Here is a 26,838-nt window from a genome sequence, read left to right as displayed (position 1 = left end):
GCGCGCTCCTCAGGATGAGGGCACGGCTTACGCCGCCACGATATCCTGGCGCTGCTCGCCGAGACCTTCGATGCCGAGGCTGACGACGTCGCCGACATTGAGGAAGGTCGGCGGCTTCATGCCAAGGCCGACGCCGGGCGGGGTGCCTGTCGTGATGACGTCGCCGGGCAGCAGCGTCATGAACTGCGAGACATAGGAGATGCACTTGGCCATGGAGAAGATCATGGTCTTGGTCGAACCGGTCTGGCGGCGCTGGCCGTTGACGTCCAGCCACATCGACAGGTTCTGCACGTCCTTGATCTCGTCCTTGGTTGCAAGCCACGGCCCGAGCGGGCCGAACGTGTCATGCGACTTGCCCTTGGTCCACTGGCCCAGGCGCTCGATCTGGAAGGCGCGCTCGGAGACGTCGTTGCAGACGCAGTAGCCGGCGACGTAGTTCAGCGCGTCGGCTTCCGAGACATATTTCGCACGGGTGCCGATGATCGCGGCGATCTCGACTTCCCAGTCGAGCTTGGTCGAGCCGCGCGGCTTTTCGACCGCATCGTTCGGGCCGGACAGCGACGTGTTGGCCTTCATGAAGATGATCGGCTCGCTCGGGATATCGGCGCCGGTCTCCTTGGCATGGTCGGAGTAGTTGAGGCCGATCGCGACGAATTTCGAGATGCCGGTGACGGGCGCGCCGAACCGCGGCTTGCCGGAGACCGCCGGGAGCGAGGCGGGATCCAGGCCTGCCAGCTTCTTCAGGCTCTCGGGCGAATAGGCCTCGCCCGTGAAGTCCTTCAGATGCGCCGACAGGTCGCGCAACTGGCCGGATTTGTCGATCAGGCCGGGCTTTTCCGCACCCTTCTCGCCATAACGAACAAGCTTCATTCTCGTTTCTCCCTAGGAATGGACCGATCGGTTAAGCAGCTTCATGGAACAGGGCGAGGGGAAATTCAACCGCCCAGAGCGGGGCGCATTGCAGCCCTCTGGATTCGATGGGCGGACGGCGCTCTCGTGTCCCGGACGCGGCGCGGCATGAAATGACGCGACGCAGAGCCGGGATCCAGATACATGGGCCCCGGCTTAGCAGCGCATCACTTCGTGCTGCGCAGCATCCGGGGCACGAGACCTAGGCCAGCGCCACAAACCTGAACGCCTCTCCATCCCGCCTGATATGCCCGGCCGAGAAATGGCCGCCGATCACCAAGGTCGGCGTGTCGGCAAAGCGGCCGAACAATTCGCGCCGTGTCTTTGCGGATTGGCTCTGGTCGGAATCCGCGGTCGAGGACCAGTCGAGATGCGCCATCTGGCAGGGGTGATGGGCGACGTCACCCGTGAGCAGGCCCTGTTCGCCGTCCGATCGGATGAGAATGCTCATATGGCCGGGACTGTGGCCGGGGGTCGGGATCATGCTGATCTCCTCGCACAGCTGGTGATCGCTCGGAATCAGATCGGCCCGGCCGGCGTCGACGATCGGCTGCACGGAATCCTCGAACACGGCTCGCTTGTCCGGCTCGGTCGAATGTTCCCGCCAATGCTCGTATTCGGTCTTGCCGAAGACATAGCGTGCCTTGGCAAAGGTCGGCACCCATCGGCCGTCGACCAGCCGCGTATTCCAGCCGACATGATCGACGTGAAGATGCGTGCACAGCACAGTGTCGATGCTGTCGGGCGCAAAACCGGCTGCCATCATCGTCGCGAGGAACGGCGTGGTGCGGTTGTTCCAGGTCGGAACATTGCGGCCCTGCTTGTCGTTGCCGAGGCCGGTGTCGACAACGATGCGGCGCGACGGCGTCTCCAGCACCAGCGAATGGATCGACATTTTCAGCCGGCCCTCTTCGGTGGCGAAATGCGGGATCAGCCAGGGAAGTTTCTGGATCTCTGCGTTGCTCGCGAGCGGCAGGATGAAGCGGGTCGAGCCGACCGTCTCCAGCTCCACAATCTTGGTGATTTTGACCTGGCCGACCTTCCACTGCATCCGCCGCCTTCCCATGTTTTTGCCTTGATGCCGAAAGATGCGCCGTTTCCGTCATCGAGCGCAATGGATCATCTGAGGCGGTGCGGCGTTATCGCGGGAACCCCAGGAAAAAGCCGAAGAGGAAGCCATGCCAGAGCTTGCGATTTCCGCGGAGAAAGTCGCCTTCATCATCGAGAAGGCGCGTGAATTCGACGTCAAAGAGGGGGATTCCGATCCGGATTCCGGCTCGAACCCGACCGATGACGACGCGGTCGACGTCCTCGAAGATGATGGCTCCGATCCTGTCGTCCAAGAGCTCGGCAGCTTCATGATCGCTTTGAACGAGGACGAGCAGCTTGATCTCGTCGCGCTGACCTGGCTCGGTCGCGGCGACGGCACCATCGATGACTGGGACGATTTGCGCGCCCGCGCGGTGGAGGCGCGCACCGAATATCGCAGCCCCCGCCGCGAAACGGTGCATTACCTGCTCGGCGAGCCGATGCTGGGCGATCTGCTCGCAGGCGGGCTCGACGAATTCGGCATCGACTGGACCGACGAGCGCACGACGGCCGATTCGTCCGCTCCCAGTCAGCAGGACGAAGACGAGCCGACGAAACAGCGGTGATCTTGCTGACCTCGCCCCGCTTGCGGGGAGAGGTCGATCGCAAAGCGATCGGGTGAGGGGGACTCTCCGTGAGTCCAACTCTCACCGTGTTTGCCGAAGCAGCCCCTCACCCCAGCCCTTTCGGCGCGAGCGAAGCTCGTCGCGGCCCCGTAAGAACGGGGAGAGGGAGAGGCCCGGTCACAACGTCCCCGGGAACGCGCCGCCATCCAGCAGAATGTTCTGGCCCGTAATGAAGCCGGCCTTGGCGCCGCACAGGAAGGCGCAGGCATAGCCGAACTCGTCGGGCTGGCCGAAGCGCCCGGCGGGATTGAGCTTGGCGCGCTCGGTCAGGATCTGCTCGGCCGAGACGCCGCGCTTGTCAGCCTCGGCCTTTGCGGTGCCGGTGAGACGGTCGGTCTCGAACGGGCCGGGCAGCAGGCCGTTGATGGTGACGTTGTTGATCACGGTCTTGCGCGACAGGCCGGCGATGAAGCCGGTGAGGCCGGCGCGCGCGCCGTTGGAGAGGCCGAGGATGTCGATCGGCGCCTTCACCGCGGCCGAGGTGATGTTGACGATGCGGCCGAACTTGCGCGCCATCATGCCGTCCACGGTCGCCTTGATCAACTCGATCGGCGTCAGCATGTTGGCGTCGATCGCCTTGATCCAGTCGTCACGGGTCCAGTTGCGGAAATCGCCGGGCGGCGGGCCGCCGGCGTTGTTGATCAGGATGTCGGGCTCGGGGCAGGCCTTCAGCACGGCCTCGCGGCCCGCCGGCGTCGTGATGTCGCCGACGATCTCGGTGACCTTCACATCAGGATAGGCTTTCCGGATCTCCTCCGCCGTCTTCTTCAGCGCCTCGGCGCCGCGCGCGGTCAGCGTGACGTCGACGCCGGCCTCCGCCAGCGAGATGGCGCAGGCACGACCGAGGCCCTTGCTGGATGCGCAGACGATGGCGCGGCGACCTTTGATCCCAAGATCCACTGTTTCACTCCCGTAATGTCAGGCAGGTTTTGGATGGCGCCCACTTTAGCCAACATCGGCGTCGCTGATAAGGCACGGGCTCGCATCAAAATGCATGCACCTCGCCGCTAGCGATGCAAATGCGACAGATCAGATGCGCTGTTCCTGCTTGAGGCGGTCTATCGCGGAGGTCGCTTCAGGCGGCAGCGACTTGAAGCCCATCTGACCCGCCGTCGAGAACAGCGGCCGCAGATGCGAGCCGGCGAGAAAAGGCGGCTGTCTGTTGGCCGGCACGATCTGGTCAAACACCAGGACCAGCGTGGTGGCGACGAGACCGACCCTGACGGCGCCGAGCGCGGCACCGCCGAGCCGATCGCCGATGCCGGCGTCGCGGATCGTGTCGTTCAGCGCCAGGCGGCCGATATAGCCGAACAGCATGCCGACCACCACGAAGATTCCGAACAGCCAGATCCAGTTCTGCAGCAGCGGCGCATTCGGATTGCCGGCGATCTGCGGCACGATCAACGGCATCAGCGCGACCGCGATCGGCGCAGCGAGGAGATAGGCGAGGATGGTCATGGCGCTGCGGAGCAGGCCGGTCCTGAAGCCGAAGCCGACCGCGATGGCGAGCGCGGCGTAGACGGCGAGATCGAAATTGTTCATCAGCAAAACCCTGCCCTCGACGGAACGAATGAACGCCGGACCGATCATTCCGGTTTCAGATCGCTAAAATCGTCTGTATTGATGGCTCCAAGAGCGTAGGGTCTATCGCCAATGTCAGGCCTATTTGACGTCAGTAAAGAAACCATCCTCGTCACGGGCGCGAGCCAGGGGCTGGGGCGGCAATTTGCCCGGGTGCTCGCCGCCCACGGGGCAGCCGTCGCGCTCGCGGCGCGTCAGGCCGACAAGCTGAAGAGCCTGGAGGAGGAGATCCGCGGCAAGGGCGGCCGCGCCGCCGCGGTCGCGCTCGACGTCACCGACACGGCCTCGATCGCCCGGGCCGTCGACGCAGCAGAGGCCGCGCTCGGTCCCGTCACGGTGCTGATCAACAATGCCGGCATCGCCATCGAGAAACTCGCCACCGAGCAGACCGAAGCGGATTGGGACGCGGTGATCGGTGCAAATCTCAAGGGCGCCTATTTCCTCGCGACGGAAGTCGCGCGGCGCATGATCGCCCGCAAGCAGTCAGGCAACATCGTCAACATCGCCTCCGTGCTCGGCACCGGCGTCCTGAAGGCGGTGTCGCCTTACGCGATCTCCAAGGCCGGCATCATCCAGGCGACGAAGGCGATGGCGCTGGAACTCGCCGGCCAGAACATCCGCATCAACGCGCTCGCGCCCGGCTATATCGACACCGAGATGAACCACGCCTTCTGGTCGACGCCGGCCGGCGAGCGCCTGGCCAAACGCATCCCGCAGCGCCGTGTCGGCGCCGAGTCCGATCTCGACGGCGCGATTCTGCTGCTGGCGTCACAGGCGTCGCGGTACATGACGGGGAGCGTGATCACGGTCGACGGTGGTTTCCTGCTCAATTGAGCCCGGCTGTCGTCCCGGACAAGCGCACCTCAAGCGCGCGCAGATCCGGGACCCATAGCCACAGGGAGAAATTTGGCGAGGACTCGGAGTTATCATCTCGTGCCACAACTCCTCCCTGTGGTTATGGGTCCCCGCGTTCGCGGGGACGACACCGAGAATGACGTGGCAGCGCCGACTAACTCGCCCGCATCTCCGCCCTGATCAATTCCGCCGCCTTCTCTCCGATCATGATGGTCGGCGCGTTGGTGTTGCCGCCGATCAGCGTCGGCATGATCGAGGCGTCGACGACGCGCAATGCCTCGACGCCGTGCACCTTCAGTGCCGGATCGACCACGGCAAGCGCATCCGTCCCCATCTTGCAGGTGCCAACGGGGTGATAGACGGTGTCGACGCGATCGCGCAAAATGTTGCGGATGTCGTCGTCGGTTCGCACGTCGGACGTGAACATGTCCTTCTTCTGCAGCGCGCGCAGCGCCGGCGTTTCCATCAGACGGCGCGTGGTCTTGAAGCCCGCGACCATCCTCTCGAGATCCTCCTCTTCGCCCAAAAAGTTCGGATCGATCAAGGGCGCTGCGAGCGGATCGGCGCTCTTCAGGGACACGCTGCCGCGGCTCTTCGGCCGCAGCAGGCAGACGTGACACGAGAAGCCCGCCTCCTTGTGCTTCTTGCGGCCGTGGTCGTCGAGCATCGCGATGACGAAGTGGAGCTGGATGTCAGGCACGTCGAGATCGGGCCGGGTTTTCAAAAAGCCGCCACACTCGGCGAAATTGGTGGTCATCAGGCCGCGTCGTTCGCTGCGATAGCGCTGGATGGCACGGAGCAGGGACGGCAACCGTCCGAGCGAGGCATGAACGAAGTGCGGAAAGTCGGAGGCGTAGACGAACACGAAATCCGGGTGGTCCTGCAGATTACGCCCGACGCCGGGCAGATGGTGCACGACGCCAATGCCGTGCTTGCCAAGCGCATCTCCATCGCCGATGCCCGACAACATCAGCATCTGCGGTGACTGGAAGGCGCCGCCAGCAAGGATCACCTCGCGGCGCGCGCGCAGCTGCTTCGTCTGCTTGCCCTGCACATATTCGATGCCGACGGCGCGCCCGCCCTCGAACAGGATTTTCGTGGCGTGTGCGCCCGTCTCGACGCGCAGATTGGCTCGCTTGCCGATGTGGGGATGCACATAGGCGCGCGCCGCGCTCCAGCGTTCGCCATTGTGCTGCGTCACCTGATAGCTGCCGAGCCCTTCGTGATCCTCACCATTGAAGTCCTCGCGAATGCGGAACTGCGCCTCGCGTGCGGCCTGATGGAAGACGTCGTGGATCGGATTGTCCGAGCGCAGCCGGTTGACATACAGCGGGCCGCCCTTGCCGTGATACTCGCCGTCGAAATCGGAGTTGTTCTCGGAAGCCTTGAAATAAGGCAGCACCTCCGCATACGACCAGCCGGCATTGCCGAGCGAAGCCCAGTGGTCGTAGTCCCATTTGTGGCCGCGGATGTAGACCATGGCGTTGATCGCCGAGGAGCCGCCAAGACCCTTGCCGCGCGGCTGATAGCCGATGCGGCCGTTCAATCCCACTTGCGGTACGGTATCGAAAGCCCAGTTGGCCGTTTTGTAAGGCAGAGCAAGCCCAAACGGTGTGGTGATGCGCCAATTGTCGTTCGTCCCGCCCGCATCCAGCAGCGCCACGGACGTCGCCGCATCCTCCGACAGCCTTCCTGCAACCGTGCAGCCGCCGGAGCCCGCGCCCACGACGACGAAATCGAATGTGTCAGTCACTGATGCTTCCCCCATTTTCTTCGTCATTCCGGGGCGCGCCCCTTGGCGCGAGCCCGGAATCCATAACCCCGACTGGTGGATATGGATTCCGGGCTCGACGCTTCGCGTCGCCCCGGAATGACGAGCAACTACGACATGAACCGCATCAATTTCTCCAGCCGCGCGATCTTGCCGCCATAGGGCGGATAGAGGTCGGCGAGGCGGTTGAACTTGGAGCGATAGAACACCGGCTTCAGCTTGCTGAACGTGCGAAAGCCCCATTCGCCGTGATAGGCGCCGGTGCCGGATGCGCCCACGCCGCCCATCGGCTGGTTGATTTGCGTGAAGTGAAACAGGCAGTCGTTGATTGTGACGCCGCCGGAGATGGTGCGCGCCAGCACCTCGTCGCGCGCGGTGCCGTCCTTGCCGAACCAGTACAGCGCCAGCGGCCGGTCGCGATGGTTGATGAAGGCGATGGCATCAGTGGGATCGCGATAGCTGAGAATGGGGAGCACCGGCCCAAAAATCTCCTCCTGCATCGCCGCCATCGCTTCGGTCGCACCGACGATCAGCGTCGGCGGGAATTTGCGATGCGCCTTCCAGTTCGGATCGTCCGCCTTCGCCGGCTGCAGGATTTTTGCGCCGCGCTGCGCCGCGTCCGCGACAAGGCCTTCGAGCCGCGCATAATGCCGGTCCGAGATGATCGAGGTGTAGTCCTTGTTTGAGGGATCGGTGCCGAACATCCGCCGCATCTGGGCGCGCACCTTCTCGGCGAAGGCCTGCAACGAGCGCTCCGGCACCAGCACATAGTCCGGCGCGATGCAGGTCTGCCCGGCATTGAGCAGCTTGCCGTAGGCGATGCGCTCGGCCGCTTCATCGAGGTCGGCCGAGGCATCGATGATCGCAGGCGACTTGCCGCCGAGCTCGAGGGTAACAGGCGTCAGGTTACGCCCCGCGGCCTCCGCGACCAGCCGCCCGACCCGGGTCGAGCCGGTGAATAAGAGGTGATCGAACGGCAGGCGCGCAAACGCCTCTGCGATCTCGCCCTCGATGCCGGTGACGAGCAGCTCGGTCGCATCGAATCGCGCGGCGACCGTCTCCTTCAGCAGGCCTGCGAAGTGCGGCGTGAGCTCGCTCGGCTTGATCAGGACGCGGTTGCCGGCGGCGAGCGCGCCGATCGCGGGCGCGAGCGTGAGCTGGAGCGGATAATTCCAGGGCGCGATGATGCCGACGACGCCGAGCGGCTGCGGCATCAGCCGGTTGCGCGCGGGCAGGAATTGCAGCGCGGTCGCGACCCGCTGCGGCGCCATCCAGGTCTTCAGGTGCTTGGTGGCATGCCGGATCTCGGAGAACACCAGCATCGTCTCGGCGATGGTGGTCTCGACCGCCGAGCGGTGGCCGAAATCGGCCGAGATCGCCTGCCGGAAACGCTCTTCGTTGTCGGCGACCACGGCACGCAGCCGCGCCAGCCGGTCGAGCCGCTCGGCAAGGCCGGCCGGCGGCTCGTCCCGCGACCGCGCGACCATGGCGTGGAAGGCCTCCTCCAGCGCTCCGACCGGGGCGCTCGTCAGGGATTTGTCCACGGGCGTTCCTCCCTCAAGGGCGCGTGTCAGCCTTATTCTTGTTGCCGCAAGCTGGCCCTTTGTGGAACTTCTGGCAAGAGCGCAGGGAACGCAGCCGAAATCGGTCGCTTCCGCTGTCATAAAGTCGAAAAAAACGTTCCCGCGGCCCTTTCCAAAGGCAGCTCGGGTTGGTACATACGCCCCGCACCCGAGGGCTTTGCCCGGGGTTGCCTTCCAAGGAAGCCTTTGGGACGGACGAGAAAGCCACGCGAACAGCGCCGGCCTCAACCGACCGTCCCCGGGATCTGACCGAAGGCAAAGCAAGTGTTTAACGCGGGGTGGAGCAGCCCGGTAGCTCGTCAGGCTCATAACCTGAAGGTCATAGGTTCAAATCCTATCCCCGCAACCACCGATGCTTGCGATAGCAAGACATCCAGAGCCCCGGCCTCCGAAAGGAAGTCGGGGCTTTTCTTGCCCGCCGCAAACCGCAGGATCGCGGCTAGGTCCCCGCGCAATATAATCGCTAGCTCTTCGCCATCGGGGGCGAGTGTCACTCGATCGACTAACGAGCGGCAAACCTGGGCCGCTTCGGCTCTCTCGTCTTCACTTTGCAGGCTCTGGTACAGGGTGGCCACGCGCTGATGGTAAATTTCCGCCATATTCGGGTGGAGGAGGGGCGGCGGCTCCTCCGCGTTTGCGAGCAGGTCGACCAACTCGGCCTTGCGTGCTTCCAGAGCACCAATCTTGTCCTTCAACTTCGCTCCCGGCACACCGTCAAGGATTGCTTGAATTGCCTTATCCAGCTCGCGCTCAGTCCTCTCGAGCTCGAGCCTTTGCGCCTCGATATCGGCGCCGCGCTCGATCCTCAGCCGATTCACCTCACGGGTAAACTCTTGGCAGAATTCCTTGAATAGTTCGGGTTCCATGAGATGCGTGTGGAGGCCCCTCAACACGGACGCCTCCAGCGCGTCGCGCCGGATGTTCAAGCGGTTATTGCACGTTCCCTTGTTGCGCGCCGTTGCGCAGCCGAGCAGGTCCTTCGAAATCATCGTGTACCCGCTGCCGCAGCATCCGCACTTCACGAGGCCGGCGAAGAGGTATCTGGGCCGGCGGCGATCATTAAGCTTGTTCTCGCCAGGCGCGGACGGCTCGTAGGCCAGCGTCTGCTGACGCGCCTTGACCGCATCCCACATTTCCTGATCAACAATGCGCAGCTCGGGGACTTCTTGGACCACCCATTCGGATTCGGGGTTCAGCCGAGAAACGCGCCTTCCGGTATCTGGGTCTTTGAGATAGCGGAGGCGATTCCAGACGAGACGGCCGACATAGAGCTCGTTGTTGAGGATGCCAACGCCGCGCTTTGGATTGCCGTGAATGGTCGATGGCCCCCATTCAGCGCTTTGCGGTCCAGGCACACCTTCGCGGTTCAACTCGAATGCGATTGTGCGTGAAGACTTGCCGGCAAGGTAGTCTGCGAAGATGCGACGAACGACAGCCGCTTCGGCCTCGTTGATCGTGCGGTCACCTCGGATCGGCTCGAGATTAGCAGCGAACTGCTTGACGACGTCATAGCCAAAACACAGCCCGCCGCCCGACTTGCCGTTCGCGACGCGGCCGCGCAGGCCTCGCCGCGTCTTGTCCGCGAGGTCCTTCAGGAACAAGGCGTTCATCGTGCCCTTCAGCCCGACGTGGAGATGCGTGACGTCTCCCTCCGAGAGGGTGACGATCCGTACGCCGGCGAAGGCCATGCGCTTAAAGAGCCCGGCAATGTCCTCCTGATCGCGGCTGAGACGGTCCAACGCCTCGGCAAGCACCACCGCAAACTTGCCGCGCATGGCGTCGTTGATCAGTTCCTGGATCCCGGGGCGAAGCAGTGATGCGCCGGAGATCGCCCGGTCCGTGTAGCTGTCCACCACCGTCCAACCTTGCTTCTCGGCGTGGAGGCGGCAGAGCCGCAACTGATCTTCGATCGATGCGTCGCGCTGATTGTCGGACGAGTAGCGGGCGTAAAGTGCGATCTTCATGACGCCTCCTTAGTCCGGGAGACGGTCACGCTTGCGGCTGTCCGTTTCGGCTTGGACGAAATCCCGCGCGGCTTGCCGAGCCAGCAGCCGCACCAGATTGATGAGACGCGGATCGGGCTTCGACGTGACGGACGCAACCGAGGCTCCAGGTGCCGTATCGACGACCACGCGAAGCTTTTCTGCCGTTGTTCCTCTCGGTCGCGCCACCGCGGCGTCCTTGCTGCTGCGCGGATCGCTCCGCATCGTGACAAAGATGACGAGTTGCTGTCGCAACGCAAGAAAGAATATTCAGCGATATCAACGTGTTGTACCGTAGTCATGCGCTGATCCGAGATGCCAAGGGTAGCGGATCGGTAAATCGCAAAGTCGAGCGCACGAAAAACATTTCCGTGATCACCTCTGGGAGCTGCAATTTGGTTGATCCCGACGTCGGACAACGCCACCGCCCTCCTATCACCGGTGCCGACGTCACACAGACAGTCGCAATCTTGCGGCAAGCCCGGAATTCGGCTATATGACCAGATATACTATGGAGGCGGTCGGTGGGCAATAGCGCGCAGAAAAGGGCGATCGAGAATTACCGATCTCGGCTGACCAAGCGGGGCATTGTGCGGTTTGAGCTCCAAGCCCTCGAGGCCGACCGCGACCTCATCAGAACGCTTGCCCGTAAGTTGACCGAGGAAGGGCCAGAAGCTGGGCATCTCCGACGCGCGGTGCAACAGGCCGTTTCCGGCGAGCCACCGAAGCCCGGTGGCATCCTGACCGCGTTGCGTCGCTCGCCGCTCGTCGGCGCCGATCTCGACGTGACGCGCCCACGTGAAGAAGGGCGCAAGGTCGACCTGTGACACGCTATCTTCTCGATACCAACATCATCAGCAATGTCGTCAAGCCGCAGCCATCGGAATCGCTCCTGGCTTGGATGGCGGCACAGCGCGACGACCATTTGTTCATCACCTCGCTTACCCTCGCCGAAATCCGTCGCGGCATCTTGGAGAAGCCGAACGGCAAAAGACGAGCAGCGCTTGATGCCTGGTTCTCAGGTCCGGAGGGACCTCAGGCTTTGTTCGCGGGCCGCATCCTGCCCTTCGACGAGAAAGCGGGCCTCGTCTGGGCAGGATTGATGGCGGAAGGGCGAGCCGCTGGCCGGCCGCGCAGCGGGCTCGACATGATCATCGCCGCCGTCGCCGATGCGAACGACTGCACCGTGGTAACGGACAACGAAAAAGATTTTGCCGGGGTCCAGGTCATCAACCCGATCCGTGGATCGATGTGATGCCGCGGCAAATTGGAGAGCGTTGAGGCCGCTCGGGCGCTGCTCGTGCGATATAACCGCTAACGAATTACTATCTCCGCGCGCTGAAAAAGGAAGAAGTGAGAGAGCGCCTCCTCAAAGATAAACTTGGTTTCGAAGTGAGCCTGCGAGCAAACCCCTTCGTCTTTTCGTTGGTTATCGTTGTGACGGCGGACATGCGCCCGTGCGACCCTCGCCTGCGAATGATCCTGTGCCTCAGAAAGACGAAGCCGTCATTGACGTGGGTGATAGGGGTTTTCTCCATATCCAGCGTCAATTTCAGCTTGCCTTCCACAAAGGCGCGGCTTCTTGGCGGATTTCCTCTGCTTGAGCTTTGGTCCCTTTTACGATGATGACAAAGTCGTTTCGCCGTCAGGGCCTGTGAGACAAACAGGGGGATTTCGCGGAGGGAGGTTTTCTGGTTCATCGTAGCCACCAGGAGCGAAGATGAACAAAATCCGGACCGGGCAAAGCGTCGGCAGACCAAGTGCTAAAGGACATTCGGCGCCAGACCCGCCGGCAGTATTCGGCGGAAGAGAAGATCAGCATCGTGCTGGAAGTATGAACGGAGATGGCGAGGACGAGGCATGAGGTATCCCGCCTCAGAGAAGGCCGAGATCATCCATTTGGTCGAGCAATCGCTGACAAGCTCGGAATCCCGCACGCCACATTCTATCGCTGGTATGATCGCCACCGTGAGGGAGGCGTTAAGGCGCTGGCCGATCATAGGTCTCGACCAGACCGGGTCTGGAACCGCATCCCGGACGATGTGTGGGGCCAGATCATCGACCTGGCGCTGGAGTTAGTTACCTGAACTGTCGCCACGCGAGCTGGCCGTGCGGTTCACCGACGAACGAAAGTACTTTGTCTCCGAGGCGTCCGTCTATGGGCCGCCGAAGGCGCATGACCACATCACCAGCCCGTATGTGGTGATGTGGTGATGCCGCGAACGAGTTCAAGACAAGACGACGGCCGTCAACCAGCCCTGGCAGACCGACCTCACCTACCTCAAGATCGCCCGATGGAGGTGGTACTCTCTCTCGACCGTGCTTGACGACTTCTCGCGCTACATCGTGGCCTGGGGGCTTGGTCCCACCAATGTGCGCTTCCGATGTCACAGTCACCCTCGACCAGGCACTCGCCGCATCCGGCCTTGACCACATCGCCGTCGCGCACCGGCCAAGGCTTTTCAGCGACAATGGTTGGAGTTACGTGGCGGATGATCTGGCCGAGTGGCTCGACCAGAAGGGCATGCAGCACGTGCGCAGCGCTCCGTATCATCCTCAGACCCAGGGAAAAATCGAGCGCTGAATCCTAAAATGTAACAAGTGCAAACTCTTTAAGCAGCAATTTCCGAAGAAGTATCGCAAATTCGACGATAGCGTACCGGTGTCGCTGGACGAGCAGGTTTTCGGTGACGTCACCGTCACCGTTGGCGGTGCCGTGTCCCGGGGGCTTTAGGACGGCTGAACTGCACGTGCCAACTGAGGCGACCAAATAGAAGCAGCGGGGGGCGGCACCCAATGGGCTTCACAGTCGCGGGGGGTGGGCCGCAACACGCCGAGCGGCTGTCGGGCAGCCGGCTTCTCGGGGGCTGTCCTAATTAGAACACCCGCAGAGGGAATTAGGACACCGGATTCACTTCCCACGTTGCACAACACTTCCTAGAAGCTATTCAGGCCCAAACAGGTGAGCGCTCACCCTTCCCCATCTAGAAGCTGGCTAATTCGTGCAGCGATCTTCCGCAGCTTCGGGCCGGGTTGAGTTTTACGTAATCGAGTATGCCTAATACGGCCTGAGCTTCCTCGGCATCAAATGTCGCGGCTTGGCGAACTGCGAGGCTCAGAGACTGGTCGGCCGCGCGGACCTGATTGGCTGCAAGCGCCTTAAGCGCTTGCGACCGTAGGGCTGTGATGTGCCGCTCGAATACGTGCACTGTTCGTCCCTATGGTTGAAGTTAGCGGCCACGTGACTCGGCGCCTGATTGCAGACTAGCGCTGTCCCTACCACGTGCCGCCAACTTCAACGTTGCCAGCCTCGCCGGGAGAAGCTGTCAACGAATATTCCCCTCGACGAATGCCCTAGCGCAACTATCAAGACAGGTGGCGGCGACTTGGCGATTAGCCTTGGATTGCAGGCAGTGCGGGCGCGACTCGGCGTCGTGCGGCTGCGCTGGAGCGGACGCTGTCCCTGCCACGCGCCGCTAACCCCCAAACAGCCCCGCGTCAAAGCAGCGGAAGAAGCTGATCGGGAAGGTCATCGCCCGCAAGCGAGCGGATCTACCAGAACGGGCATTTGCCCGCGCATTGCCTCGCCCTAATTGTTACCGGATGCTGAGCCGTTGCCTCACATAAATTGCTCCCTTGGATCGGGAGCGAGCGGGGCGAAGATGGGGTGGCTAAGCATGCAACGCGGAAGGAACTGACGGCGGCAGCAGGCGCGCGCTATCGGCGTTCGGATCGCGCGAAGAAGACGCGGATATTGGACGAGTTCGTCGACATCACCGCGTTCCATCGCAAACATGCGATGCGACTACTTCGAGGTCAGGAAGACGCGCGCCCAAGCCGAAGGGCGCGACGTCGAATGTATAATGAGGTCGAACACAACGCGCTCGTGCTCCTTTGGGAAGCGTCAGACCGGATCTGCGGGAAGCGGCTGAAGGCGTTGATGCCTGCATTGATTGAGGCGATGGAACGGCACAACCACCTCGACCTTTCCCCTGAAATCCGCGACAAACTTTTGGCGATGAGCGCTGCGACGATCGATCGCGCATTGGCGCGGATCCGAGAACAATTAGGACGCAAGCGCCGGCGGCATGCAGCGCATTCCCTGCGTCGCAGTATTCCAATACGGAGGCCGGCAGATTGGAACGATCCTGCGCCGGGGTTCGTCGAGGCTGACCTTGTAGCGCATAGCGGTCCATCTGCGCGCGGCAGCTTCATCCAGACCCTCGTGCTCACGGACATTGCTACCGGCTGGACAGAGTGCGCGGACCAGGTCCAATTCTCATCTCCGAGCACGTCGGCTCTTTGGCTCTAGCTGGTTTCCTGATCCAGATCTTTCGATCGTTGCGCCCATTCGGGTCGTCGCCTTCTCACACCCCCTTCACCAACGTCAGGCTATTTCGTGCTGCATGCAGTCATGCCGTCACTGCCTGCGCTGGGTTCCGATAATCCTCCTTCCGGGTGAGCATGGCCCAAATCGTCCGAGCCATCTTGTTCGCCAAGGCGATCGCCACAAGCATGCGCGGCTTCCTCGCCAGCATCTGCGCCAGCCAGGATCCGCTAGGGATCGAGTTGCGCCCGAGCCAGTTCAGCCGCGACATCGCCCCAACGATGAGCAACTGGCGAATGTCCGCCTGTCCTTCCTTCGAAACGCGTCCGAGCCTCTCCTTTCCCCCTGAGGAATGTTGCCTGGGACCAAGCCGAGCCAAGCCGCGAAGTCTCGGCCACATCTAAAGGCCGCCATGTCGGGCGCGAAAGCCTCGATCGCCAGTGCCCCCCCCCCCCCCCCCCCCCCCCCCCCCCCCCCCCCCCCCCCCCCCCCCCCCCCCCCCCCCCCCCCCCCCCCCCCCCCCCCCCCCCCCCCCCCCCCCCCCCCCCCCCCCCCCCCCCCCCCCCCCCCCCCCCCCCCCCCCCCCCCCCCCCCCCCCCCCCCCCCCCCCCCCCCCCCCCCCCCCCCGACAGTCCGCGTCGCCAACTTCTTGAGCTGCTCTGCCTTGGCATCGATCCGCTCCGTCTTGTAGGCGATCTGATCAAAGAGATTCCGACATTCCTCGCGGACCAGTTCTGGTAGATCGCTTTTCGGATCTTCGCCCCCCCCCCCCCCCCCCCCCCCCCCCCCCCCCCCCCCCCCCCCCCCCCCCCCCCCCCCCCCCCCCCCCCCCCCCCCCCCCCCCCCCCCCCCCCCCCCCCCCCCCCCCCCCCCCCCCCCCCCCCCCCCCCCCCCCCCCCCCCCCCCCCCCCCCCCCCCCCCCCCCCCCCCCCCCCCCCCCCCCCCCCCCCCCCCCCCCCCCCCCCCCCCCCCCCCCCCCCCCCCCCCCCCCCCCCCCCCCCCCCCCCCCCCCCCCCCCCCCCCCCCCCCCCCCCCCCCCCCCCCCCCCCCCCCCCCCCCCCCCCTCAATGCGTTTAAGTTGTTCGATTCCTTGCGGGATGATATGGCCGAATTCGTAGAGAACAGCACGCAGCGCATTCACCTGATCGGTGCGCTGATGAACAAGGCGCTTCCGACACTGCCCTGGCCTGCTGTTCTTCCGATTTCGGCTCGACGAAGCGCATCTCGGGGCGCTGTGCCGCGATCACGATTGCTTCGGCATCAGCCGCGTCGTTCTTTTGGCGTTTCACAAAAGGCTTCACATATTGGGGAGCGATCAGTTTCACTTCATGGCCGAGCTTGACCATCTCCCGTGCCCAATAGTGGGCGCTGCCACAGGCTTCCATCACCACCACTGCCGATGGATGCCCCGCCATGAACTTCCGAAACTGAAGCCGCGACAGTTTCTTTCGAAACTTCAAGTGTCCCGCCGTTGACGCCCCGTGGAGCTGAAACACATTCTTGGCCAGATCCACTCCGATCACCGTATCCATCAATTTGCCGTCCTCTTCGCTTCGTGGTTCAAACACTGCGTTCTTGGCACATTACGATGCCGTCTGGGGAGGGCGGCAACCATCCCATCTCATCTGGTGATCTGTGATGTGTCGGCCGGGCACGCGAGTGATTCCTCTTGGCGGAAGAACCACTTGCATAACCCCGCCGGCCGCGATCACCAGTCGGCGCGGTCCTCCTCGGGATCGCGCCGACGCTGGGCTCGTAACTCCGGTCGGGCTACGCCCTCCCTACGTCACGAGCCCAGCGAAACTCTCTCACCTTGATTGACGCTGCCTTCCATCCTAATCGCCGCGCGACAGTTGAGCACGGTGCTGACGGAATTGCGCAAACATTTGCCTTTTGTGCTGCTCGGCCTCGATACCGACATGATACCGTGTTCATGAACGAGACGCTGAAAGCCTATTGCGAGGCGGCCAACATTGTCTTCACGCGTTGCCGTCCCTACCGGAAGAATGACCAGGCGTTCGTCGAGCAGAAGAACGGCGCGGTCGTGCGCAGGATGGTCGGCTATCGTAGGTTCGAAGGCCTGGAAGCGGCCGAGCTGCTGGCCGAATTATATCGATCAGCGCGGCTGTTCGTGAACTTCTTCCAACCCTCCTTCAAATTGATAGCCAAGCAGCGCGACGATGCCCGTGTACGCAAGACATGTGCGCCGGCTACACCACACCAGCGCCTGGAAGCGGACGCCCGCACGCCTGACGCTGTCCGCCATCACCTCCAGGAAATCTATGCCGCTCTCGATCCAGTCGCGTTGTTGCGCGACATCCGCGACGTGCAGGAGCGCCTCGCGGCCCTCGCTGATACCCAACCAATCGGCCATCCTGCTGTGGCATCGCAACCGATCGATCGCTTCCTGGCAAGCTTGCGCACGGCCTGGAAGGACGGAGCCATGCGACCGACGGATCGGCCACTCGTGAAGGCGAAAAGAGGCCGACGTCGTCCCGACCCGCTCATCCGAGCAACGCCAGATTTGCAAAAATGGTTTGAAGCCGAGCCTTGGCAAGGCCGCTTTTAGACAGACCGGCGCCTTCTCCACTGCCGTGGTTGATCTGTCTTCTTGCCGAACACGAAGCAGCGATAGGAGGGAGCTTCTGATGGTGCGCACAAAAACGGCGATAAAGCTCTCCGGCATGCGCATCAGCTCGACAAGCCGCTCGATGAGGCGGCGCCCGCGAACCAGTCGCGGACTATGCTACATCCGGGACGTCTTCATTGCCCCGCACCCGCTTCGCTACATTTCACTGTGGCGCGCTCGATCCGCTCGGCTCAAGATGACGGCCAGCCCCTTAGGCGAGAGGCAGTACAGGTGGTTGACTTTCCTCCAGTCCTAGACCGGCGGCGCGCCCAACCCCGTGGTGCCATCATCCGCCAGTCTTTCTCTGACTTTCCCCCAGAAACTCCTGCGGCTGCTGGAAACGTCATTACGAGAAGAACAGTGCTTTGAAGAGTGCGTTGACGGATGTCATGACTTGCAGATCGCAAGCACCGCAAAGACGATAGGCAGGCCGGATTCCAGGACCATCCATGCGCGTGCAAGCCGAGTGGCTACCGCCGCTTTCCCAAACGGTCCTCTGCTTTCTGCAGGGCGCGTTGGCCGCATCCTTACCTTTGTGGTATGCGTCCCAATTCGAGTCCTCTCGGTCGTAGTATTCCGGTCGCTCGAGTGACTTCCTAACTCTTCGGCGTCCGCACCCTCTGCGGAATTCCGAGCGGCATCGTCGTACTCATCTTCGATATACTGCGTCACCAATTTCGCTGTCTCGCGTTCGCGAAGCAGGTCGGTCCAGGTCCGCAACACGAAGCTAAGGAGCAGCAAGAATGACAGCCAGCGCCATAAGCATGGCCAACACTTCGGACCGATTGCCGAAGTTCAACGGGACCAGGCCCGTGCCTTTGAGCTGTACATCGAATGTCACGACGACAGCGCAAATCGTCGAAGCAATAATCAGATGCGCCCCGTCCGCATCGTCTCGGCGCGCAATGGCTCGCCATACAGCCCTTAGAAAAAATCGGCGTTCGGGCTTTTAGTTAGGCGTCCTTTATTGCATTGTCCTCGCTCACCGCTTGAGTCACCTTAGAAATTCCTGCCACCTTGAATGTCTGTTCCTTCGTCGTCGGTCATCTGCTGAACCACATACGCCGGAGAAGATGGTCAGGGCGAACGAAGTGGTGATAGAGAGCGGCCCCGGCATGAAGCGCGACGAAGGCAAGCAGAAGCCGCGCTCCGAAGCCGTGCGGCACCCGGGGCGGATACTTCCAGAAATCGGGCAGCAGGGCGCCGTCTCCGCCAAAGACCATTGGTGCTGCGCCGCTCAGCGTCATCATCCCGATACCACTCGCAATCATTCCGAAGATGACCACGTAGAAGAGAAGATGTATCGCGCGAGCTGTGCGTTCCTGCCACCGTGGTGACCCAGCGACCGGATGGGGCTTGCGATCGACGCCCCACCACCAGCCAACTCGAAGAAGCATCAGCGCAAGAACCGCGATGGCGATCGGGACGTGAACTCGTAGAATCGCCGCCTTCGCTACTGGATCGACCGTGTTGGCAGCGCGGAATCCTGTGGCAATGAGAACGATCATCAGCAGTGCGGTCAGCCAATGCATCGTTACGATCATGGCCCCGTAGCGTTCAGGGGTGCTCTTCAGGCCCATTGCCGGTCTCCTTCTGAAGCGATTGCGGATGAGCTACGCGACGCAGATGCCGGGCACCGCAATTTTCTGGAATAGGTGCGGAGAAGCAACGGCGGACGAGGGGTATGCCGCGATCTTGGCTCTAAACTCGGGATGCGTGAACGCCGCCCGGAAGTGCGCGGTCGATTCCCAGACGGCGTAGTTCAGATAGGTGGGGCTGTCGCCGATCGCGCGGTGAAGCTGAGTGGAAATGAAGCCGGGCTGCCGCTTCATGAAGGCAGCATCGTCCTGCCAGCTTTGGAGAAAGCTTTGATCGTCAGCCTTTTCGAGCGTGAAGACATTCACCAGGACGACGGGGCTGGCGTCGATACCGATCTGGCGTTCGATGGGAAAGGCAGGGTCCAGGGGACGGAACATTGTCATGAAGCACTCCGGTGATTGGTTACATGGTGTCAATGTGCGGCGATATTAGAGTACCAGTGTGGTGTGACTGAACAGGAAGCTCTTCACTGCAGGCGACCGTCTAGTGGCTCTGCTCGGGCTGACGAGCGCGCGCTGGTAGAGGCGCGCTTTCGATGCCGCCATGGCTTTGCAGACGCCTTGGGTCAACGGCCTTTCGGAGGGGCTTTCGGTCAAGGACCTGCAGACCGTTCATCGTGTCGTCCCCGCATTACAGAAGAAGCTCGAAAGCCACGAAGGGCCATCAATCGCCGATTTGTAGGGTAACAGCTCCCAGGGCCCAACGCCCGCTACTGTCATAAGCCGGCGACAGACTGCATCATCACGCACAATTGCCAGTACAGCCTTGTGCAGCCGTCCGTACTCTGCCCTCAAGGTCGATCGTGCCGAAAGCATGCACCGGTAATGCGCTCCGATGCCGCTTGCCCCGCAACCGACTTTCGGATCCGCGCTTCGAAACCCGCGCAAAATCCCGGATACTTGATTCCACATCGATAAGTCGCCCTAGAAGCTGTTTGCGTGCGATGAGGAGTGCCCGGATCCTCCCAGCATGCGACATCCCGACGGTCGTGGCACCTACCAGTAATGATGGGGGTTCTGCGCAAGGCCGCTGACTGAGCCTGAACTCCCGCGTCTGCCTTGATTTGGTTGTGAGTTCCACCCTCGGTTATGCGATTCACGATGGGAATGGTAGGCGATCCATTGGTGGCTAGAGTTTTCGACGACTCGTGCTGTTTCATGTCTTTTTGTCTGGACGGCAGGCAATGTATGTCCTTGCTCTGGTCACTCCAAAAAGGCGGAAGCGGCAAGAGCACGCTGAAGGCTGGAATTGCAGTCGTAGCCTTGGGGAGCGGAGACCGCGTCGCAATTGTTACGCGGATCCACAAGGCACGATTCCAAATGGGTAGAGCGGCGCGGCCATCCTCATCCGCGGATCGTTCGGGTCACCGAGCTCGCCAAAATCGAAGGGGCACTCGTCAACCTTGTGGCTGAGAGGATCTGGCTTTACGGTCATCGATACCGCCGCCACAAACAATGCACTGGCCATGTGCGCCATCGCGAGGGCCGATCTTTGCCTGATCCCGGTGCGTGCGAGTCCGGCCGACATCGAAGCTGCGATACCGACGCTGATGCTATTCGTAGGCTCAACCGCCGATTTGCTTTCGTCCTCAATCAGCCGCCACCGCGGGGTTTTCGCCTGAGTGAAGCTGCAGCCGCACTCTTGCGGCTGGCAGCAACAATTGATACGGCGCTCGGTGCATTCTATCGCCGACTGTCCGTAAGGCCGTATGTCCGTGTCTGCCGATGAGGTGGCTCGCCCTACACTGCGCGTCCGAGGGTTGCTCGGGCGGACCGAGCCGATCCTCATCACAGGAGGACGAGCCGTGGCAGATTATAGGGAAGCATTCGTCGGAATCGATGTGGCCAAGCTGAGAAATGCCGTCGCGATTGCGGACGCAGGCCGGGAGGGGGAAGTTCGGTTCGTCGGTGAGGTTGATGCTACGGCCACCAACATGCGCCGCGTTTTAGAACGGATCGCCAACCGGTTTGACCGCGTCCACTTCTGTTACGAAGCCGGCCCGACTGGCTATGGTCTTTATCGCCTGATCAGGTCGCTCGGCCACGAATGCACGGTGGTGGCGCCATCGCTGATCCCAAGGAAGGCGGGCGATCGGGTGAAGACGAATCGCTAGGACGCCGTTTCTCTCGCGCGTCTGCTACGCTGGCGAGCTGACTGCGGTATGGGTTCCCGATGAAGGCCACGAGGCGATGCGGGATCTCGTTCGCGCGCGAGCGGCAGCGGTTGAGGCGCTGAGGATTCACCGGCAACAGGTGAGCGCCTTCATGCTCAAGCACGGCCGTACCTACCCTCGCAAGAAAGGTTGGACGATGCGCTATCTGCGCTGGCTTCAGGAGCAGCAGTTCGATCACCCCGCACATCAGATCGCGCTCCAGGAGATGGTCGAAGCAGTTCGCGTCGCCAGGGAGCGGGTCGAACGTCTGGAGCGCACGATCGAAGAGTTCGTCTCGATATGGTCTCTGGAGCCGCTCGTACGGGGGCTTCAGACATTGCGAGGCATCGATCTGATCGTCGCGGTAACATTCGCGACCGAAGTCGGTGACGTGAGCCGGTTTGAGAGCCCCCGTCAACTCATGGGTTATCTCGGCCTGGTGCCGGGCGAGCGATCGTCTGGGGAGACCGTCAGGCGGGGCGGCATCACCAAGGCCGGCAACGGCCGCGTTCGCCACATGTTGGTCGAGAGCGCCTGGACATATCGACACCCGCCGAAGATCGGCAAGACAAAGCTATACCGGCTCGAGCAAACGTCGCCAGCAGTGCGAGAGATTGCTTGGAAGGCGCAGAGCCGGCTTGACGGTCCGCTACCGGAAGTTGGCTGCGCGCGGCAAGCGAAGGACGGTGGTCTGCACCGCTATCACCCGTGAATTGGTCGGGTTCATGTGGCCGTCGCCAGGCAAGTGCAGCCGGCCTGATTAGGCGCACTTCTCATCATCATCGTGCATGGGCGGAAGCGGGACCACGGCAGAGGGAATGCCCGTCAGACGCTTTGTGGCCGGCAAGCGCCGACGCCCGCAGTAAGATAGGAGCAGACCTCGGACGCACAATCGGGAATGCGGTAGCCAATCCGCGCATCAGAGCTTGATCACCGACGTCCTTCGGTTCCGCCTCCACCTATGCACGACCATCTCTATGAACAGCCGATCGACGATCGGACGATGCTCTACGTCCCAATCCTTGACAACGGACATCAGAGGCGCTGTTCAGCGGCCACCTACCGGATGACGGGGTGATCTGCCAGTCTGCGGTTGTTTGAACCGTTAGGCTTAGGATGGACACAGTGCGTTGTGCTATCACGGAACCGGTGCGTCGGCTTGAGGTCTTCACCGGAGCCGGCCGTCGGCGGAAGTGGAGCGACGAGGAAAGCGCGGATTGTTGCGGAGATCGTGGCGAGCGGCGGCTCGGTGTGTTCAATAGCGCGAAGGCATGGATTGTCGCCGCAGCAGTTGTTTGGCTGGCGCCGTCAGTTGCGAGAAGCAGCAGACGGTCATTCCGAAGCAGAAGAAGTACAGTTTGTGCCGGCGGTGGTGGATGCCGTAGTGCCGGCGACCGCTCTTGGCCGTGAGCGCAAACCGGTGCGTTGCAAGCCCAAGCCGGATGCTGCCGTGATCATTGAGATCGAAGTCGACGGCATCACGATTCGCGCCGGTCGTGGTGCGGACCCAACGATGATTGCGTTGATCGTTCAGGCGCTGAAGGCAAGCCAGTGATCGGTCCGTCGGGTGCGGTCCGGGTGATGGTGGCGACCAAACCGGTAGACTTCCGCAAGGGCATGGAGGGGCTTGCGACCCTGGTGCGCGAGAGCATGGGGGCTGACTCATTCTCGAGAGCTGTCTATGTGTTCAGGGCCAAGCGGGCGGATCAAGCTGGTGTTCTGGGACGGAGCGGGTTTGTGCGTGGCGCATTGCCGGTGCATCTGCCGCGGATCGAGGTCGTTATCGACATCGACCATAAGATATGTCCTTACAGGCAGTTCCAGGCGCCCGCGATCCAGCTGTTTCTTTGGAAGTCGATCACGATCCTTTGCCGAACGCGGACATGAGCTTCCGCTTCATCGAGGATCATCGCCACATCTATCCGGTCCGGCTGATGATGCCGGCTCAAGGTCTCGCCCGCCAGCTATTAGGCTGGGCGCGAGCGCCCGCTGAGGCGTACGTCGACGACTCGTACACCGGTGATGCCGAGCAGTTTGTTTGCCCGCCGCAAACAATGCCCTCATCCGCCACAAGGGTCGGCATCGTCCGATCGCTGCCGCGATCTGCTGGATTTGCTCGGGCGAATGGCGCCGGGAATTGTGTTCATAGGGCCGTAAACGGCCAACCAGCCATGTTTCCACGGTCGGCTTGATCGCCAGCGCTTCCATGAGTTACTGCTTGACAGGGGCAAGGTTCGAGCACCGATGACAGGCTCTCGCGCCCGGTTCTCTGCGCGTGCGATGGTACGCATCAGCATCCTTGATCTGTTCGTTTTCCTATTGATGATCGACGGCCCCGCCTCTAGGTCGGCTTCTGCGTTCATTTTGGCAATGTCTTTCGGGTCGGCTCGAATGCTTCCTGGTCTTTCGGGCCCTCAAACCAAGAGACAGGTGGTGACGTGTCGATAAAATTGGCGACGACGGATTGTGGCTCCCAATCTTGTCCTTCGCCCTTCTCGAAAATGATGACTCCGTTACCCAGTCCGGGAACATTACAGCCGACCGAAAGCTCGACGCGCCACACGCCGCCCTCGGCGGTTTGTTGCTCATGGATCTTCGGCGAGTAGTGCACTCCAACCGGCTCGCCGATAGTGCAGCTGCCGCGGCGCAGAAGATCGCCCAGCTTGCCTTGTGCGGTCGTCACGAAGTTGAAGTTAGCGGGATCATGCAGGAAGCGGCGGTTCGCGCCTCTTTCGTCGTTCGCTACCTCGTCAGCAACAAGAGCGAGCGCGAACGCCTGCCAGCCTAGTTCCATCGGTTTCGCATACGGAGCCACAAGTTTCATTGTGCCATCGGGGGCCACCTCCCAAGTGACCGTATATTCATCCGTACTTTTATCAGACCGGTGTTTGACCCACGAAAAGATGACCGGCTCGCCGGTGTCGGTCTTTCGGCCAACCTCCCATCCCCTGGGAACGAAATGGGCTACCGTCGAGACCTTGGCGAAGATTTGCTCCGCCGCTCACCATCCTGCGCTCGCCAAGTTGATCTAACCTTGTCAATCAGAGGGTTGTCATCCGCACGGGCGCCGTCGCCCATACCAGCAAGCCGGCCCGTCAAAACCAGCCATAGACTAAGGCCGACACAGCCCCCGAGCCCGAGACCGAACCAAAGCAGGCGTTTGTCAGTCATTTTCTCTTACCCTACGCAGCCAGCGCTTATCTCTGCGTCGCATTGTATCTCCGAAGAGACCCAACACACCCATCAGGGTTGGTTGGTCGCCTACTCGGGCGCCTGTAGGCAGGCGACTAATCCATGCCGGAAACTCGCGCCACACTGTTGTCGGCTCTGATCTCCGGCGCCATCCCCGGCGCGTTGTCCACTGAACATGGCTCGACTCGACCTCACGCCCACCGGCTTAGGTCTTGTGGACTCTTGGGATTGAATGAAGCCGCTGGGCGCGGCGTGTAGGGAGTCATAGCAAGGATTGCCTCCTGTCTGAGAGGATTGCGGATTTTCGAAGCCAAACCCTTTAGACAGGAGGTTTCCGATGGCTGAGATCAGCGCACTTCGCCGCCGCATGATCGAGGACATGACCGTTCGCAATCTGTCACCGACGACGCAGCAATCGCACCAGAACGCCGTAGCGAAGTTGAGCCGACATTTCGGTCGTTCTCCGAGAATCGCGCCTAACAACTAGACCCGCACCCCGGAGGCCAATGTGGCCAGTCTCGCTAATCTAAAGTGCTGCCACGACGTTTGCGGCGCGCGGTAGGGACAGCGCATTCGGGCATCGTCTTGCGACGCCCAGCTCGCGGTCATGCTCAATCACACCAAGATCGATTCTGGTTCATTCGCCGTGGCGCATTCGTCCCAGTCTACCAGATCGGCACCAACCAATCCTGGTAGGTGCTTGCAGGACTCCTCCGCGATACTCCTTGCTAGCATCCCGTCGATTACGAGCCAGCCGGCCGATCCATTGCGAGAGCGCCCGGTTCCTCGTACGATCTGAATGAGACTCAACCAGACGCGCACGAAAAGTTTGTCAATAAATTATCGAGCACGGATGGTCTCCATGGGTTCTGGACCATGAGCACACTTGTGTACTCTTCCGAACACCAACTTGCAGAGTCGTTTGGCGGTCAACGCAAGCGGTCGCAGCTCTCAACGCCACAAGGGCTGAGACGGGAAAAGAGCTTGGGATTAAGGTTAGAATGGAAAAGTGGATCGTCGCCCGATACGACCACGAACCAGGCTTTGACTCCAAACAGTGGCGAGAGTGTTAGCAGATCAGCCCGCCGGTTTCTGGCGACGGTGAAGTAGTTCGCCGATACGGCGGCGCACCGAAAGTTATCGTATCGTTCCGTAGCCGCTAGCCACGAAGCACATGCATCGGAGCCAAATCAGAGCACGAAGGAACAATAATTCTACCCGCGGCAAGCCATCATCAGGGAAGTGAGCAAGGGCGGGTTCACCGAAAAGGCCGTACGTTCCGCAGCGGGAATGTTCATGCGCGCCCTGAACGCTCGCTGCCGAGACGAATAGACGAGACGCACTCATGTTGATTGATCTGAGGCCGGCAAACTGGACCATTTTTGGCTAGAGTTGGCGCTACGTAAATCCCTCGACCGGGAGGTGCGACGACGATGAAGGCCTCGAAGTTTTCGGACGCCCACAAGGCGTTCATTCTCAAGCAGGGCAGCGACCGCGTCGCGGTGGCGGAGATCTGCCGCATGGCCGAGATCAGCCAGGCGACCTACCTCAATTGGAAGAAGAAGTGTGACGGTCTGCTGCCGACCGAGATGTGCCGGCTGAAGCAGCTCGAGGAGGAGAACGGCAAGCTAAAGAAGCTGGTAGCCGATCTGTCGCTCGACAAGAAGATGTTGCAGGACGTGATCCGCCGAAAGCTGTGAAGCCTAGAGCTCGTCGATGCGGTTTGCGGTGAGTGGCAGGTGTCGATCCGCAAGGCCTGTGCGGCCCTCGAGTTCGACCGCTCGACCTACCACTACAAATCTCGTCGCTCCGGCCAGGCGGCCCTGGAAGCTCGGATCAAAGAGAACTGCCATATTCGCGTTCGCTGCGGTTATCGTCGCGTCCACGTCCTGCTGCGCCGCGAGGGATGGCGGCACGGGCAGAACAAGACGCGCCGCATCTATCGTGAATTGGGTCTGCAATGCGCAACAAATCGCCCAAACGCCAGGTCAAGGCCAAGCTGCGCGATGACCGACGGCCGGCAACGCGGGCCAACGAGATCTGGGCGATGGATTTACCATGACCAGCTGGCAACCGGCGGCAAGCTCCGGGTCCTCACCATCATCGACATCTTCTCCCGCTTCTCGCCGGCGTTGGTGCCGCGGCTCACCTTCCGCGGCACCGATGTCGTGGATGTTCTGGAAGGGCTTTGCAATGAAGTGGGGCTCCCGGCGACGATCCGCGCCGATCAAGGCAGCGAGTTTGTGTCGCGCGATCTCGACCTGTGCGCCTATCAGCGCGGCGTCACGCTGGACTTCTCAGGGCCGGGCAAGCCGACTGACAGCGCCTTTATCGAGGCGTTCAACGGTCGCTTCCGGGCCGAATGCCTCAACGCGCATTGGTTCCTGTCCCTTGCAGACGCCCAGGAAAAAGTGGAGACTTGGCGCAGATACTACAACTGCGGATCAGAACACCCATCGTGCTATGTTGCGTATTCCGATGAAGCCGGCCACTGATTCCGACGCGAAGCCGGCCAGGCATTCCGATTTCATTCCGGACGGATT

18 protein-coding genes, 1 tRNA gene and 8 pseudogenes are annotated in these 26,838 nt (G+C 62.0%); 15 read left to right on the top strand and 12 right to left on the bottom strand.

Features of this window, described 5'->3' with window-relative positions:
- Positions 1–27: 27 nt before the first annotated feature.
- A complete protein-coding gene (locus tag XI03_RS26085; RefSeq protein WP_271593685.1) occupies positions 28–870 on the bottom strand; it encodes a fumarylacetoacetate hydrolase family protein in 843 nt (280 codons plus the stop codon).
- A gap of 241 nt (positions 871–1,111) precedes the next feature.
- Positions 1,112–1,960 carry an MBL fold metallo-hydrolase gene (locus XI03_RS26080; protein ID WP_271593684.1) on the bottom strand — a complete coding sequence of 283 codons (849 nt, stop codon included), beginning with the start codon at positions 1,958–1,960 and terminating at the stop codon, positions 1,112–1,114.
- Between the two features lie 127 nt (positions 1,961–2,087).
- Between XI03_RS26080 and XI03_RS26075 the strand changes: the two genes are divergently transcribed.
- Positions 2,088–2,564 carry a DUF3775 domain-containing protein gene (locus tag XI03_RS26075; RefSeq protein ID WP_028140632.1) on the top strand — a complete coding sequence of 159 codons (477 nt, stop codon included), beginning with the start codon at positions 2,088–2,090 and terminating at the stop codon, positions 2,562–2,564.
- Between the two features lie 177 nt (positions 2,565–2,741).
- Here the strand turns inward: XI03_RS26075 and XI03_RS26070 are convergent, their stop codons facing one another.
- Entirely contained in the window at positions 2,742–3,524 is a 783-nt protein-coding gene (locus XI03_RS26070) for an SDR family oxidoreductase (protein ID WP_271593683.1), read from the bottom strand.
- Positions 3,525–3,653: 129 nt separating this feature from the next.
- Complete coding sequence (locus XI03_RS26065) at positions 3,654–4,166, bottom strand: CvpA family protein (RefSeq protein ID WP_028140630.1); 513 nt, start codon at positions 4,164–4,166, stop codon at positions 3,654–3,656.
- Positions 4,167–4,277: 111 nt separating this feature from the next.
- Between XI03_RS26065 and XI03_RS26060 the strand changes: the two genes are divergently transcribed.
- A complete protein-coding gene (locus XI03_RS26060; RefSeq protein WP_028140629.1) occupies positions 4,278–5,039 on the top strand; it encodes an SDR family oxidoreductase in 762 nt (253 codons plus the stop codon).
- A gap of 175 nt (positions 5,040–5,214) precedes the next feature.
- On the opposite strand, the gene XI03_RS26055 is transcribed toward XI03_RS26060, so the two are convergent.
- Positions 5,215–6,813: a GMC family oxidoreductase gene (locus XI03_RS26055; protein WP_271593682.1), complete on the bottom strand. Its 1,599-nt coding sequence runs from the start codon at positions 6,811–6,813 to the stop codon at positions 5,215–5,217.
- Between the two features lie 128 nt (positions 6,814–6,941).
- Positions 6,942–8,318 carry a coniferyl aldehyde dehydrogenase gene (locus XI03_RS26050; RefSeq protein ID WP_442869746.1) on the bottom strand — a complete coding sequence of 459 codons (1,377 nt, stop codon included), beginning with the start codon at positions 8,316–8,318 and terminating at the stop codon, positions 6,942–6,944.
- 368 nt (positions 8,319–8,686) lie between these two features.
- Here XI03_RS26050 and XI03_RS26045 point away from each other — a divergent pair.
- Positions 8,687–8,763: transfer RNA gene (locus XI03_RS26045), tRNA-Met, on the top strand.
- On the opposite strand, the gene XI03_RS26040 is transcribed toward XI03_RS26045, so the two are convergent.
- Positions 8,720–10,378 carry a recombinase family protein gene (locus XI03_RS26040; protein WP_271593818.1) on the bottom strand — a complete coding sequence of 553 codons (1,659 nt, stop codon included), beginning with the start codon at positions 10,376–10,378 and terminating at the stop codon, positions 8,720–8,722. The genes XI03_RS26045 and XI03_RS26040 overlap by 44 nt on opposite strands.
- Positions 10,379–10,920: 542 nt before the next feature.
- Here XI03_RS26040 and XI03_RS26035 point away from each other — a divergent pair.
- From XI03_RS26035 to XI03_RS26020, 4 genes and pseudogenes are all read left to right on the top strand, one after another.
- On the top strand, positions 10,921–11,223 hold the full coding sequence (locus tag XI03_RS26035) for a hypothetical protein (protein ID WP_271593680.1): 303 nt from the start codon (positions 10,921–10,923) through the stop codon (positions 11,221–11,223).
- Positions 11,220–11,651 (top strand): PIN domain-containing protein, encoded by a 432-nt coding sequence (locus tag XI03_RS26030; RefSeq protein ID WP_271593679.1) that lies wholly within the window; start codon positions 11,220–11,222, stop codon positions 11,649–11,651. Before XI03_RS26035 ends, XI03_RS26030 begins: the two co-directional genes overlap by 4 nt.
- 517 nt (positions 11,652–12,168) lie before the next feature.
- A pseudogene (locus XI03_RS26025) lies at positions 12,169–12,977 on the top strand (DDE-type integrase/transposase/recombinase); the annotation flags it as partial.
- Between the two features lie 1,081 nt (positions 12,978–14,058).
- Positions 14,059–14,660, top strand: a pseudogene (locus XI03_RS26020) (ISNCY family transposase); the annotation flags it as partial.
- A 148-nt stretch (positions 14,661–14,808) separates the two neighbouring features.
- Here the strand turns inward: XI03_RS26020 and XI03_RS26015 are convergent.
- Together XI03_RS26015 and XI03_RS26010 are read right to left on the bottom strand one after the other, a co-directional pair.
- Positions 14,809–15,185: pseudogene (locus XI03_RS26015) on the bottom strand (transposase); the annotation flags it as partial.
- 604 nt (positions 15,186–15,789) lie between these two features.
- Positions 15,790–16,255, bottom strand: a pseudogene (locus XI03_RS26010) (IS110 family transposase); the annotation flags it as partial.
- A 321-nt stretch (positions 16,256–16,576) separates the two neighbouring features.
- Between XI03_RS26010 and XI03_RS26005 the strand changes: the two are divergent.
- Positions 16,577–17,280 (top strand): annotated as a pseudogene (locus XI03_RS26005) (ISNCY family transposase); the annotation flags it as partial.
- A gap of 1,115 nt (positions 17,281–18,395) precedes the next feature.
- Here the strand turns inward: XI03_RS26005 and XI03_RS26000 are convergent.
- Together XI03_RS26000 and XI03_RS25995 are read right to left on the bottom strand one after the other, a co-directional pair.
- On the bottom strand, positions 18,396–18,932 hold the full coding sequence (locus XI03_RS26000) for a cytochrome b (protein WP_271593678.1): 537 nt from the start codon (positions 18,930–18,932) through the stop codon (positions 18,396–18,398).
- Positions 18,933–18,965: 33 nt separating this feature from the next.
- Positions 18,966–19,334, bottom strand: a complete 369-nt coding sequence (locus XI03_RS25995) for an antibiotic biosynthesis monooxygenase family protein (RefSeq protein WP_271593677.1) — start codon at positions 19,332–19,334, stop codon at positions 18,966–18,968.
- A 160-nt stretch (positions 19,335–19,494) separates the two neighbouring features.
- Between XI03_RS25995 and XI03_RS40585 the strand changes: the two genes are divergently transcribed.
- From XI03_RS40585 to tnpB, 4 genes and pseudogenes are all read left to right on the top strand, one after another.
- Complete coding sequence (locus tag XI03_RS40585; RefSeq protein WP_442869741.1) at positions 19,495–19,632, top strand: hypothetical protein; 138 nt, start codon at positions 19,495–19,497, stop codon at positions 19,630–19,632.
- Positions 19,633–20,755: 1,123 nt separating this feature from the next.
- Positions 20,756–21,867, top strand: a pseudogene (locus XI03_RS25980) (IS110 family transposase).
- A 368-nt stretch (positions 21,868–22,235) separates the two neighbouring features.
- On the top strand, positions 22,236–22,658 hold the full coding sequence (tnpA, locus tag XI03_RS25975; RefSeq protein WP_333936280.1) for an IS66-like element accessory protein TnpA: 423 nt from the start codon (positions 22,236–22,238) through the stop codon (positions 22,656–22,658).
- Positions 22,655–22,990: an IS66 family insertion sequence element accessory protein TnpB gene (tnpB, locus tag XI03_RS25970; protein WP_271593676.1), complete on the top strand. Its 336-nt coding sequence runs from the start codon at positions 22,655–22,657 to the stop codon at positions 22,988–22,990. The genes tnpA and tnpB overlap by 4 nt, the downstream gene beginning before the upstream one ends.
- 472 nt (positions 22,991–23,462) lie before the next feature.
- Here tnpB and XI03_RS25965 read toward each other — a convergent pair whose 3' ends face one another.
- Positions 23,463–23,927 carry a hypothetical protein gene (locus XI03_RS25965; RefSeq protein WP_271593675.1) on the bottom strand — a complete coding sequence of 155 codons (465 nt, stop codon included), beginning with the start codon at positions 23,925–23,927 and terminating at the stop codon, positions 23,463–23,465.
- A 705-nt stretch (positions 23,928–24,632) separates the two neighbouring features.
- On the opposite strand from XI03_RS25965, the pseudogene XI03_RS25960 reads away from it, so the two are divergent.
- The 3 genes and pseudogenes from XI03_RS25960 to XI03_RS25950 all read left to right on the top strand — a co-directional run.
- Positions 24,633–24,761: pseudogene (locus XI03_RS25960) on the top strand (tyrosine-type recombinase/integrase); the annotation flags it as partial.
- Positions 24,762–25,728: 967 nt separating this feature from the next.
- Positions 25,729–25,995 (top strand): transposase, encoded by a 267-nt coding sequence (locus XI03_RS25955; protein WP_271593674.1) that lies wholly within the window; start codon positions 25,729–25,731, stop codon positions 25,993–25,995.
- A gap of 24 nt (positions 25,996–26,019) precedes the next feature.
- Positions 26,020–26,790, top strand: a pseudogene (locus XI03_RS25950) (IS3 family transposase); the annotation flags it as partial.
- Positions 26,791–26,838 lie beyond the last annotated feature (48 nt).

The organism is Bradyrhizobium sp. CCBAU 65884, assembly GCF_028128835.1.
GTDB lineage: Bacteria > Pseudomonadota > Alphaproteobacteria > Rhizobiales > Xanthobacteraceae > Bradyrhizobium > Bradyrhizobium ottawaense.
This window is presented reverse-complemented; position numbering and strand designations above follow the sequence as displayed.

What these genes read in the sequence shown, in the direction of transcription:
- XI03_RS26050 (WP_442869746.1), bottom strand. Translation starts at nt 8,318, where the DNA reads ATGGTCGCGCGGTCGCGGGACGAGCCGCCGGCCGGCCTTGCCGAGCGG.
- XI03_RS25995 (WP_271593677.1), bottom strand. Translation starts at nt 19,334, where the DNA reads ATGACAATGTTCCGTCCCCTGGACCCTGCCTTTCCCATCGAACGCCAG.
- XI03_RS26040 (WP_271593818.1), bottom strand. Translation starts at nt 10,378, where the DNA reads ATGAAGATCGCACTTTACGCCCGCTACTCGTCCGACAATCAGCGCGAC.
- XI03_RS25965 (WP_271593675.1), bottom strand. Translation starts at nt 23,927, where the DNA reads ATGAAACTTGTGGCTCCGTATGCGAAACCGATGGAACTAGGCTGGCAG.
- XI03_RS25955 (WP_271593674.1), top strand. Translation starts at nt 25,729, where the DNA reads ATGAAGGCCTCGAAGTTTTCGGACGCCCACAAGGCGTTCATTCTCAAG.
- XI03_RS26080 (WP_271593684.1), bottom strand. Translation starts at nt 1,960, where the DNA reads ATGCAGTGGAAGGTCGGCCAGGTCAAAATCACCAAGATTGTGGAGCTG.
- XI03_RS26000 (WP_271593678.1), bottom strand. Translation starts at nt 18,932, where the DNA reads ATGGGCCTGAAGAGCACCCCTGAACGCTACGGGGCCATGATCGTAACG.
- XI03_RS26085 (WP_271593685.1), bottom strand. Translation starts at nt 870, where the DNA reads ATGAAGCTTGTTCGTTATGGCGAGAAGGGTGCGGAAAAGCCCGGCCTG.
- XI03_RS40585 (WP_442869741.1), top strand. Translation starts at nt 19,495, where the DNA reads ATGGCTTTGCAGACGCCTTGGGTCAACGGCCTTTCGGAGGGGCTTTCG.
- XI03_RS26075 (WP_028140632.1), top strand. Translation starts at nt 2,088, where the DNA reads ATGCCAGAGCTTGCGATTTCCGCGGAGAAAGTCGCCTTCATCATCGAG.
- XI03_RS26065 (WP_028140630.1), bottom strand. Translation starts at nt 4,166, where the DNA reads ATGAACAATTTCGATCTCGCCGTCTACGCCGCGCTCGCCATCGCGGTC.
- XI03_RS26060 (WP_028140629.1), top strand. Translation starts at nt 4,278, where the DNA reads ATGTCAGGCCTATTTGACGTCAGTAAAGAAACCATCCTCGTCACGGGC.